This is a genomic window from Tardiphaga sp., assembly GCF_025356345.1.
GTDB lineage: Bacteria > Pseudomonadota > Alphaproteobacteria > Rhizobiales > Xanthobacteraceae > Tardiphaga.
The window spans coordinates 1-10,548 of sequence record NZ_JANXTC010000281.1 but is presented as its reverse complement, the minus strand read 5'-3'; the positions used below and the strand labels follow the sequence as shown (position 1 = coordinate 10,548).

At 63.0% G+C, this 10,548-nt stretch carries 10 protein-coding genes; 4 read left to right on the top strand and 6 right to left on the bottom strand.

What is annotated here, in order from left to right; genetic code table 11:
- From folK to Q0S16_RS17430, 5 genes are all read right to left on the bottom strand, one after another.
- Positions 1 to 399, bottom strand: a 399-nt coding sequence (folK, locus tag Q0S16_RS17450) for a 2-amino-4-hydroxy-6-hydroxymethyldihydropteridine diphosphokinase (RefSeq protein ID WP_295850581.1), incomplete at its 3' end; no start/stop codon positions are given.
- A 3-nt stretch (positions 400 to 402) separates the two neighbouring features.
- On the bottom strand, positions 403 to 768 hold the full coding sequence (gene folB, locus Q0S16_RS17445; protein WP_295850579.1) for a dihydroneopterin aldolase: 366 nt from the start codon (positions 766 to 768) through the stop codon (positions 403 to 405).
- On the bottom strand, positions 765 to 1,607 hold the full coding sequence (gene folP / locus Q0S16_RS17440) for a dihydropteroate synthase (protein WP_295850578.1): 843 nt from the start codon (positions 1,605 to 1,607) through the stop codon (positions 765 to 767). The genes folB and folP overlap by 4 nt, the downstream gene beginning before the upstream one ends.
- Before the next feature lie 169 nt (positions 1,608 to 1,776).
- Positions 1,777 to 2,184 (bottom strand): DUF4332 domain-containing protein, encoded by a 408-nt coding sequence (locus tag Q0S16_RS17435; RefSeq protein ID WP_295850574.1) that lies wholly within the window; start codon positions 2,182 to 2,184, stop codon positions 1,777 to 1,779.
- A 72-nt stretch (positions 2,185 to 2,256) separates the two neighbouring features.
- Positions 2,257 to 2,622, bottom strand: a complete 366-nt coding sequence (locus Q0S16_RS17430) for a DUF2267 domain-containing protein (protein ID WP_295850571.1) — start codon at positions 2,620 to 2,622, stop codon at positions 2,257 to 2,259.
- A 342-nt stretch (positions 2,623 to 2,964) separates the two neighbouring features.
- On the opposite strand from Q0S16_RS17430, the gene Q0S16_RS17425 reads away from it, so the two are divergent.
- Positions 2,965 to 4,584, top strand: coding sequence for a helicase HerA-like domain-containing protein (locus Q0S16_RS17425; RefSeq protein ID WP_295850568.1), 1,620 nt, complete (start codon positions 2,965 to 2,967; stop codon positions 4,582 to 4,584).
- Positions 4,585 to 4,590: 6 nt separating this feature from the next.
- On the opposite strand, the gene Q0S16_RS17420 is transcribed toward Q0S16_RS17425, so the two are convergent.
- Positions 4,591 to 5,967 (bottom strand): hypothetical protein, encoded by a 1,377-nt coding sequence (locus Q0S16_RS17420; RefSeq protein WP_295850566.1) that lies wholly within the window; start codon positions 5,965 to 5,967, stop codon positions 4,591 to 4,593.
- A gap of 246 nt (positions 5,968 to 6,213) precedes the next feature.
- Between Q0S16_RS17420 and Q0S16_RS17415 the strand changes: the two genes are divergently transcribed.
- The 3 genes from Q0S16_RS17415 (at position 6,214) to Q0S16_RS17405 (ending at position 10,448) form a co-directional block, all read left to right on the top strand.
- Positions 6,214 to 7,632, top strand: a complete 1,419-nt coding sequence (locus tag Q0S16_RS17415) for a glycosyltransferase family 39 protein (RefSeq protein ID WP_295850564.1) — start codon at positions 6,214 to 6,216, stop codon at positions 7,630 to 7,632.
- Between the two features lie 93 nt (positions 7,633 to 7,725).
- Complete coding sequence (locus Q0S16_RS17410) at positions 7,726 to 9,012, top strand: glycosyltransferase family 87 protein (RefSeq protein WP_295850561.1); 1,287 nt, start codon at positions 7,726 to 7,728, stop codon at positions 9,010 to 9,012.
- 29 nt (positions 9,013 to 9,041) lie between these two features.
- On the top strand, positions 9,042 to 10,448 hold the full coding sequence (locus tag Q0S16_RS17405; RefSeq protein ID WP_295850558.1) for a M20/M25/M40 family metallo-hydrolase: 1,407 nt from the start codon (positions 9,042 to 9,044) through the stop codon (positions 10,446 to 10,448).
- Positions 10,449 to 10,548: the final 100 nt, after the last annotated feature.

Sequence of the window (10,548 nt, the reverse complement as noted above, 5' to 3'; positions counted from 1 at the left end):
GATTTCGGCCAGCGGCATCATGACGAAGGCGCGCTCGGTGGCGCGGGGGTGGGGCAGCATCAGTTCCGGCTTGGCAATCTCGACGTCATCATAGGCGATGATATCGATATCGAGCGGTCGCGGCCCCCACAGGATTTCGTTGGCGCGGCTGCGGCCGAATTTCTGTTCGATCCGGTGCAGCGTGAACAGCAGCGCATGTGGATCAAGCTCGGTCTCGATCTCGACCACGGCGTTGATGTAATCGTCCTGCGGCACACCGCCGACCGGGGGCGTCACGTAATCCGACGAGCGCGCGATCAGCGCGGCCTGGGTCATGCCGCAAATATTCGAGATCGCCTTGCGAAAGGTTTCGCGGACGTCGCCGACATTGCCGCCCAGCGAGAGGATGATGCTGGCCATGTTCTAGGCCCGGGCTCGCGTCAGGATCACGCCGACATCGTCGAAGATGGCGGCGATCGGCGCGTGCGGCTTGTGGACGGTGACCTTGATGATGCTGATCTTCGGGAACGCGGCGAGCACCGCTTCGGCGACGGCGCCGGCCGCGCGCTCCACCAGCTTGTAATTGGCGTCCTTGAAGGCTGCGGTCGCGGTGGCCACCACATTGGCATAGGAAACCGTATCGGACAGCCGATCACTGCGCGAGGCTTCGGAGATGTCCGCGGTCAATTCGAGATCGATGATGAAACGCTGGCCAACATGGCCTTCGTGATCGAGCGCGCCGTGGTGGGCGTGGATCGAAACGCCAGTGATGAAGATCGTGTCGCTCATTTGTTGTCCTCGATGGCCGCCATCACGCGCAGCGCCTGCACCGTCTCTAGCACATCATGCGCGCGGATGATGCCGGCGCCACGTTGCGCCGCCAGCAAATGCGCGGCGATCGAGCCGCCAAGGCGCCGCGGCGGTTCGGAAGCCACGACCGTCGAAATGAATTTCTTGCGGGATGCGCCGACCAGTATCGGCAGGCCAAAGCCGTGCAACTCGGTCAGCCGCGCCAGCGCCGCCATGCTTTGCTCTGGCGTCTTGCCGAAGCCGATGCCCGGATCGAGCACCAGGTTGCGCGCGGCGACGCCCGCTCTGGCCGCGATGGCAAGCGAGCGGTCAAAAAAGCTCTTGATGTCCTCGACGATATCGATGGTGGCATCGATCGTCTCGCGATTGTGCATCACGATGACCGGCGCATCGTAATCGGCGATGACGCGCGCCATCTCGGGATCGCGCTGCAGGCCCCATACATCGTTGGCGATGCTGACGCCGGCGCCAAGCGCCCGTGCCACCACGGCCGCCTTCATGCTGTCGATCGAGACCGCGGTGCCGAGCGCCACGATACCGGCGAGAACAGGGCTCAGGCGCTGCCATTCCTGTTCGGCGGTGATCGGCTGCGCGCCGTAGGGGCGGGTCGATTCCGCGCCGATATCGATGATGTCGGCGCCGTCGGCGACCATCCGAAGCGCCTGCGCCTGCGCCGCGTCCGGCGAAATGAACTGGCCACCGTCGGAAAAAGAATCCGGCGTGACGTTGAGGATTCCCATTACCGCGGCGCACGGACGCGACAGCAGCGCCGCCAGCACCGGGTGGGTTGACACGGGATGTGCGGGGCCAAGGCTCATGCCGTCGCTTTGCGCGACGGTATGCGGAGAGTCAAGATTGTCGCTTCGTCATTCCGGGGCGCGTTTCAGTCGGAGGAAGCGCTAATCTGGAATCCCGAGATGTTCTCGACTCGCCGAGATTACGGGTTCGCTCGCGGCAAGCCGCTCGCGCCCCGGAACGACAGCTTGATCAATACGTGATCCTGAGCGGCAGCTGGCGTGCTTTCTCGATCAGCTGTTCGACGGATTTTTCCGACGGCATCACCTGGACCAGTCGGCGCTTGTCATTGGCGTCGCGCATCGCCTGGGCCAGCCGGGCCGGGTTGCGGTGGGTCAGTTCGCGCACGGTGTTGACGCCGGAGGCGCGCAACAGTTCGGCCTTGGCCTTGCCCATGCCGGGAATCCGCAGGTAATCGGCGAGGTTGGCCCATTCCAGCAATTGCTGCTCGCTGAAGCCGGTCTTGGCGGCGAGTTCCTTGCGGCATTTGGCTGAGTGGGCGGCTTCCAGCAGGCTCTCCATGGTTCGGATGCCAGCTTTTTTAAGCTTGGTCGCGGCGAAAGCCGTCAGGCCGTCAATCTTGGAGATTGGATATGTCATGATACTCGAAACGTATGAAGGTGCTTGACGCTTACGCAAGGCAAACGCACACGGCGCTGACGCAACAGACGGTCAGGCGAACTGGCTGAGGCCGGGGGTGCCGGCGATGATCTTTTCCATATCATCGGCGCCAATTTTTGTGCGGCCAAACTTGAACAGTTCGCGCGCCACTTCCTGTATGTCATTCATGCCGAGGCCTAGTCCCATCAGCTTGGAGCCCAGCGCCATCAGCCCGCCGCCCATCAGGCTTGCAAAGCCGCCGCCGCCACTGGTGGACGCGATCGCCGCTTCGGCTCCGGGGATCTTCTCGATCAGCGCGCTGACCTGCTCGGACGGTCCCTCAGTGCGCAAAAAGCCAAGAATCATACCGACCGTCTTTTCGGCCACAGCCTTGTCAATGCCAACCTTGACGGCCAGCTGATCAACCAATTCGTCCATAACGCCCCGCCTCTGACCGGCGAAACGCCGGCGCCCTCATTGCCCAATTTATATTGAGCCGGCGTGATTCGAATTACAAGCATCGCCGGCTGTCCACGCGCGATTCAATTGGATCACGCGGTGAGTGTTGCATCAATGCAAGTGAAAACGTGAAATTTTTGTCAATGCTCTGCCGCGGCGTGTTTGTTCCCATTGTCGGAAGGGAACAATGACGCACGACCGCGCGGGGCGGTGTAGCTCTGGTTCAGCGCGACGCGGCGAACGTTTCAATCGGTCGGCAAGATGCGATAAGATCATAACGAGCCGCGATGAAATTCATTCTGTGCGTATAGAGGCGATGCGATGGCGACGAGCGCGACAAAGTCTGGCGATACCGATACGCGGATTTTCATCGGCAAGGGCGAAGAACTTGCGTGGTTGACGCTTGGCCTTGCCAATCGCCACGGCCTTGTCACCGGTGCGACCGGAACGGGCAAGACGGTGTCGCTGCAAGTGATGGCTGAAGGATTTGCGCGCGCCGGCGTGCCGGTGTTCGCCGCCGACATCAAGGGCGACCTTTCGGGGATCGCCGAAGTCGGCGAAGCCAAGGATTTTATCCTGCAACGCGCCAAGGAGATGGCGCTGACCTTCCAGCCCGACCAGTTCTCGACGGTGTTCTGGGACGTGTTCGGCGAGCAGGGCCATCCGGTACGCGCCACCGTGTCGGAAATGGGACCGCTGCTGCTGTCGCGCATGCTCGATCTCAACGACGTGCAGGAAGGCGTGCTGAACGTCGCCTTCCGCGTCGCCGACGACAACGGCATGGCCCTGCTCGACATGAAGGACCTGCGCGCTATCCTCGACGCGATCGTGCCGAAGACCGGAAAAAAATCCGATGACGACGCGGAGGACCATCTGGCGCCGATCCGCGAGGCAGCGCAAAAATTCGGCAACGTGACCAAGCAGACCGTCGGCACCATCCAGCGCCAGCTGCTGGTGCTGGAAAACCAGGGCGGGGAAAAATTCTTTGGCGAGCCCGCGCTCGACATCAAGGATTTCATGCGCACCGACCGCGACGGCCGCGGCATGGTCAACATCCTCGTCGCCGACAAATTGATGCAGAGCCCGAAGCTGTACGCCACCTTCCTGTTGTGGATGCTGTCGGAATTGTTCGAGCAATTGCCCGAGGCCGGCGATCCGCCGAAGCCGAAGCTGGTCTTCTTCTTCGACGAAGCGCATCTGCTGTTCAATGATGCGCCAAAGGCGCTGATGGACAAGATCGAACAGGTAGTGCGTCTGATCCGCTCCAAGGGCGTCGGCGTCTATTTCGTCACGCAAAATCCGATCGACGTGCCCGACAAGGTGCTGGCGCAGCTTGGCAACCGCGTGCAGCACGCGCTGCGTGCTTTCACGCCGCGCGACCAGAAGGCGGTTGCCGCCGCGGCCCAGACCTTCCGGCCCAATCCGAAACTCGATACCGCCAGCGTCATCACCCAGCTCGGCAAGGGCGAGGCGCTGGTCTCGTTCCTCGAAGGCAACGGCACGCCGGCGATGGTCGAGCGCGTGATGGTGCGGCCGCCCTCGGCACGGATCGGGCCGCTGACGCCGGAAGAGCGGGCGGCGATCATCAATGCCAGCCCGTTCAAGGGCAAATACGATACCATGGTGGACCGCGAATCCGCGTTTGAAATGCTGCGGCACCGGGTGGCCAGCACCGCGGCGACGGCCGATGCGCCAGGCGCAAGCGGTAGCGGCTGGCTGGGACAATTGGGCGGCATCGTCGGCACCATCTTCGGCACCAATACCGGACGCGGCAGGCTCACAACCGGTCAGGTGATCGCGCGCGACGTCACCCGCTCGGTGACCAACAAGGTGATCGGCGGCATGGTCGCCGATCTCGGCAAGTCGATGGGCGGATCGCTTGGCAGTTCGTTCGGCCGCTCGATCGTGCGCGGCGCGCTTGGCGGAATTCTGAAGAGGTGAGAGGGGCTACGGGCTGCGCAGAGCCTGCGACAACGAGGTGTTCCAACTGTCGCCTGCCTTCGGATTGTTGGTGAAATTCGTGATGCCGCGGCTTTTGATCAGAGCGGAGATATCGGCGTCAGTCGCCTTTCCCGTCATGACAAGTTCTTCCATCTTGAATTCATCGACGACAAATCGTTTACCCGCGGCGCGGCAGACCACCTTGTTCGAACAGGCGACATCGCCGTCGATGGCCAGGACCACAGTGATGTCCTGTTGCGCGATCCGCTGCGCTTGCCAGACCGTCGCTCTGAAATCAGGGCTGATGATCAGCAGCGCGGTTTCCTGCCGTTCGGCGATGACGAGACGAAGCACGAGGACGATCGTCATCAGGTCGCGCGTTCCGGCAGCCCCGATGCGCCGGCCAAGCCACGACATTTCGACGTCGGCGAAGGTCACCCCGATGCCGATTCCAAGTGCGAGGATTAGATCGAATTCCGCGTTTCCGCTGACGCCGTGGCCGAACCATTGCAGAATGCAGGCCAGCAGCCCGGAGGCGATATGCAACGCGGTAAATCGGGCCGCGCGAAGATCGGGATTGTAGAGTGCCCAGCCGGCCCAGATCACCAGTGCCAGCGCCGACCATTGCAGGTGGCCGATATTGGTCAGGACGTTGGCGAAGGCGTATTGGCGGTTGGCGAGCATGTTGCCGATGAAGTCGTTGCCGAAACTGGCAACGCACAGGCCGAGGCCGGCGAGGCAAGCGAAACCGCTCAGCAAGATCGGCCGCGCGGCCCGCCGGCCCGTGGTGAGGATGAGCCAGGCGACCGCGGTGATCGGAATGGCGACCAGATTGTGTTTCCAGAAACCGCCGACGACCATCAACAGCAGCGGCCCACAGCGGGACATGCCAGCCTTGTCCCGCGCCAGAAACCATACCAAGGCGGCGCCCATGATGGCCTCGCCGGCAAGCTGCGGATCGTTGGTTGCGATATAGGTCGTGGAATTGCGGGCCATGATGGCGACGTACCACGCCGCACCGAACAGGCCGCCGGTCGGGCTGCCGGTCAAGATCCGGACCGCGTAAAAGATTTCGATGGCGACGCAGAGCAGTCCCGCGATGGACACGGCGCGTCCGACAAACAGATTATCGCCGAAAATCTTGCCGAGTGCCCCGACCGCATAGAAGGAAAGCGGCGGATAATTATTCGCCGTCAGCGCGTCGAGAGGCGGGTAGAGGGGGCGGCCCTCGGCCGCCGCGTCCTGCAGGTAGGCATTCCAGCCTTCCGTCGGCCAGATTTCCAGCAGGAATTGCGCCCGCCAGATCGGCCATGCCAAAAAATAGCATGCGAGCAAGCCAAGCACGATCCACGGCCAGTGGCGGCGGAGAGATTCAGGAGACATCGAGAAGAGGCCGATCGGGTTGGCGAAAATGGCGGAGCGCTGTCGTGATTCCAAGTTGGCAAAATTCGAGGCGATGGTGCCACCGCCGTTTCCGCGAGTCGCGGAGCGGACAATGCTGGATATCTGCGACGGCGTACGAATCGCCGATTGCGTCTACGATGGCCGTCAAGCAGCTCCAAAAAGGCTAATCATGAATCAGCCGCAGCCGCAAGCTCGGCTATTACCGATCGTGTATTCAGCAGTTGCATGGCATGGGTCGCGCGCTTGCGTGCGATGGACGTGCCGGGCTGGGTATGGGTGGTCTTGCTATGGGGGATCTTCGCCTTTCCCGCCGTCGGGCTGCGCGGCACGCATTATGAAGAAGGCACGGTAATCGGTCTGGCGCGCGGCGCGCTCGAGGATGGCCACTGGCTGGCGCCGGATCTTTACGGCAACCGCTTTGTCGAGCGTCCGGTGTTGCTGTCATGGATCGCGGCGGCGATCGGCAAGCTGTTCGGTGGTGTCAATGTCTGGTCGGCGCGGCTGCCGCATCTGTTGTTCTTGCTGGCGGGCGGCCTGATGGTATTTCACCTGGTGCGGCCGATCACCCGAACCGCGCCGGCGGTGTTCGGCGCGCTGTGCTGGTTCACCTGTTCGATGGTCGCGCAGAAATTCATCACGGCGGAGCCGGACGTTACCCTGTCGGTGCTGCTGTTCAGCGCTTTTGGCGTGTGGTGGAAAGGCGCAGAGCGGGGGGATGTCGCTCTGTCGCGCTGGCTGGCGGTCGGCTTGCTGCTGGGCGTCGCTGGGCTGACCAAGGGGCCGCAACCGATTGCCTATTTCACGCTGGGCGTCGGCGCCTATCTGCTGCTGCGGCGACGCTGGCGCGATCTGCCGGGTTTACTTGTCGCCAACGCGATCGCCGTGGTGATCGTCGGCGCCTGGTATCTGGCTGTCTCGCAGCCAGGCGATCTGCAGGGGTGGAAGAACCATTCGCGTCTGGCGGATGGCATGTCAGCCGCGCAGTGGCTCCGCGATCATCTTGATTTCACCGCCAGTCTTTTTGTCGAATGGTTGCCAGGCTCGCTGCTGCTTGGCCCGGCGATCGTTGCGCTGTGGCGTCGGGAAGCTTTCCGCGACAATGATCTGTTGCTCGCCGTCGTGCTGTACGCGGTCGCCGGCTCGCTGGTCCTGCTGGTATGGCCCGGCGGCGTCGCCACCCGTTACGCGATGCCGGCCAGTCTTGCGCTGGCCGTGCTGGCGGGAGTTCTGTTCGACCGCTGGTGGAGCAGCCGTGGGTGGCTGATCGGCGCCGGCAATACGGTGGCCATCAGCATTTCAGTCTATCTGGTTCTGCTTGGATGGGTGGCGATGCCGCTGGCGCCCGATGGGTTTCGCCAGACCCGTATCGCCGCGCAGACCATCGAGGCTGTCCGCGCGCTGCGGCCGGGAATGCTGTATGTCAGCCCGGCAGCAACCAATCTGAATATCCTGGCCTATCTCGCGGCGCCCATTCGCATCATGCCGCTGACGGACATCGAACAATTGACGGCGGCGGCATGGGCGCTGCTGACGCCGGCGGAACTCGCGGTACTGGCCGCCCGCAAGCCGAACCTGCGGCTGGTTTTGCATGCCGCAATCCCGGATAAGACCCAGGCCCGGATAGTCGAGATTTGGCCGCAGTGAGGCGGTAATGCACGACAAGGCGAGTTTGCAGCCGATTTCCAATGCTGTTACCAAGCGCCGACCTGTCGCCCGCCTGAATTGTGAGATCCGCTAGTGCTGAGATGGCCCTCCCTGCGGCAGCCGCTCGATGTGCTGTTTCTGCTGACCTGCCTGCTGCTGACCGCGGATGTGCTGGTTCCCGAAATCTGGGGCCATGGCAAGACCAAGGATTATGCGCTGTGGTTCTGGGCCGGGCAGCAGGTGCTGAATGGCAGCGATCTTTATGCGCGCACGACCAATGGCATGCTGGATTTCATCTATCCGCCGCCGCCGGCGATCCTGCTGGCGATCCCGGCCTTGTTTGGCAAGATTCCGCTCTATGTCGTGCTGTCGGTCCTGAATTCGGTGGCGTGGGCGCTGACCAGCCAGCTCAGCAATGCGATGACCGGCTCGGAAAAAATTCCGGCGCCGTGGCTGGCGGCGCTGCCGGGCTTCGCCACTATTACCTTCGTGTTCGACATGTACGATCTCGGCCAGCCCAATCTGGTGCTGCTGGCGATGATGTTGCTCGGCTTCTGGTTCATGCAGAAGGATCGGCCATGGCTTGGCGGCGGCATGTTCGCGTTGGCCACCGCGATCAAGGTGTTCCCGGTGGCAGTGCTGCCCTATCTGCTATGGCGACGACGCTGGGCGGCCTCCGCCAGCATGATCGCCTGCACGCTGCTGCTGTTGTTCGTGCTGCCGGCACCGATCCGCGGCTATCAGCGCAACATCGCGGAAGTGAAGACCTGGTTCTCGGCGATGGTCGGGTCCAGCTCGGAGAAGGGGTTCGGCCAGCGCGACGAGCAGAACTGGTCGTGGGTCAATCAGTCGGTGATCGCCGTGACCCACCGTCTGGTGCGTCCGATCAATTACCATCTCGACGAGCCGCGGAAGCCGGCGCAATATATGAATCTGGTGAGCGTCGATTACAAAACCGCGAACTGGATCGTGCTCGCGGTGTCAGGTCTGATCGGCCTCGGATTCATCTGGGCGATTCCCGCCCGGTCGAAAATGACGCCACGCTCGACCGCCGAGGAACTGGGCATCCTGTTCTGCCTGATGACGGTGGCGTCGCCATTGGCGCGGCAATATTACTTCATGTGGCTGTTCCTGCCGCTCACCGTGCTGATGCATCGCGCGGCGTTCGATGAGCGTCCAGCCGTTTGCAAGGCAACGTGGACGTTGCTCGGCATCGTCGGCGCGCTGATGCTGCTGTCGTTGCCGGTGTTTCCGAGCATGCTGCAGGCGTGGGGCAATAATCTGCTGGCTACCGCGATCCTCGCCGGCGGGCTGATCTGGCATATGCACCATCCACCGGCGTCGCTGGTTTCGCCGCGGCTTCCCGCTAAACTCGCCTGAACAGACTCTCTCGCTCAAGGATTTCGCGCATGTCCAGTACCCCGCAGCTCCAGCCGGTTCTCGATCACATCGACGCGGAGTTCGACCACGCGCTGGAGCGGCTGTTCGCGCTGCTGCGGATCAAGTCGATTTCCGCCGATCCGGCCTTCGCGGACGACTGCCAGAAGGCCGCGGCGCATCTGGCGGCGGACATCGCGACGCTCGGCTTCGATACCGAGGTGCGGCCGACCGCCGGACACCCGGCGATCGTCGCCACCGCCCGTGGCAACACCGGAAAGCGTCCGCATGTGCTGTTCTACGGCCATTACGACGTGCAGCCGGTCGATCCGCTGGAGCTATGGACGCGCCCGCCCTTTGAGCCGGTCGTCACCAAGCACGCGGATGGCCGCGACATCATCGTGGCGCGCGGCGCGCAGGACGACAAGGGTCAGCTCTCGACCTTCGTCGAGGCCTGCCGCGCCTGGGTCAAGGTCACCGGTTCGCTGCCGATCGACCTCACCATCTGCATCGAGGGCGAAGAGGAGGTCGGTTCGAAGAATTTTGTCGCCTTCCTCGAGGCCAACAAGGCCGACCTCGCCGCCGACTTCGCGGTGGTCTGCGACACCGGGATGTGGGATTCCGACACCCCGGCGATCACCACCGCGCTGCGTGGCCTGGTCTATGAGGAAGTGAAGATCACCGCCGCCAACCGCGATCTGCATTCCGGCATCTATGGCGGCGGCGCGCAAAATCCGATCCGGGTGCTGACGAAAATTCTTGGCGGCCTGCATGACGACCATGGCCGCATCACCATTCCCGGCTTCTATGACGGCGTGAAGGACCTGCCGCCCGACATTTTGGCGCAGTGGAACAAGCTCGGCCTCACCGCCGAGACCTTTCTGAAGCCGATCGGGTTGTCGATTCCGGCCGGCGAAAACGACCGTGCGCTGATCGAGCAGATCTCGTCGCGACCGACCTGCGACATTAACGGCATTTTCGGCGGCTACACCGGCGAGGGCTCCAAGACGGTGATCGCTTCGCATGCTTCGGCCAAGGTCTCGTTTCGCATCGTCGAGGGCCAGGACCCCGGCCGCATCCGCGACGCCTTTCGCGCCTATGTCACTGCGCGTCTGCCAGGCGACTGCACGGCGCAATTCCTCGATCATTCCAACGCGCCGGCGATTGCGCTCGACTGGAACATGAAGCCGCTCGCCGCCGCCAGGGCTGCCCTGACCGACGAGTGGGGCAAGGAGGCTTTGCTGATCGCTTCCGGTGCCTCGATCCCGATCGTGGCCGATTTCAAGCGCACGCTCGGCCTCGACACCGTGATGGTCGGCTTCGGGCTCGATGACGACAACATCCATTCGCCGAATGAAAAATATGATCTGAAGAGCTTCCAGAAGGGCATCCGCTCCTGGGCGCGAATCCTGGCGGCCTGTGCCAACGCGCCGAAATAATAGCTCCAGCCCTGGCAACTCCGGGGCGCGAGGGCGCAGCCCGAGCAAATCCGGAATCCCGAACTGTTCGGCGCGCAATCATTGCGGGATTCCGGGTTCG

Coding starts and splice junctions, on each gene's coding strand:
- Q0S16_RS17425 (WP_295850568.1), top strand. CDS start 2,965: ATGGCGACGAGCGCGACAAAGTCTGGCGATACCGATACGCGGATTTTC.
- Q0S16_RS17435 (WP_295850574.1), bottom strand. CDS start 2,184: ATGACATATCCAATCTCCAAGATTGACGGCCTGACGGCTTTCGCCGCG.
- folB (WP_295850579.1), bottom strand. CDS start 768: ATGAGCGACACGATCTTCATCACTGGCGTTTCGATCCACGCCCACCAC.
- folP (WP_295850578.1), bottom strand. CDS start 1,607: ATGAGCCTTGGCCCCGCACATCCCGTGTCAACCCACCCGGTGCTGGCG.
- Q0S16_RS17415 (WP_295850564.1), top strand. CDS start 6,214: ATGGCATGGGTCGCGCGCTTGCGTGCGATGGACGTGCCGGGCTGGGTA.
- Q0S16_RS17430 (WP_295850571.1), bottom strand. CDS start 2,622: ATGGACGAATTGGTTGATCAGCTGGCCGTCAAGGTTGGCATTGACAAG.
- Q0S16_RS17405 (WP_295850558.1), top strand. CDS start 9,042: ATGTCCAGTACCCCGCAGCTCCAGCCGGTTCTCGATCACATCGACGCG.
- Q0S16_RS17420 (WP_295850566.1), bottom strand. CDS start 5,967: ATGTCTCCTGAATCTCTCCGCCGCCACTGGCCGTGGATCGTGCTTGGC.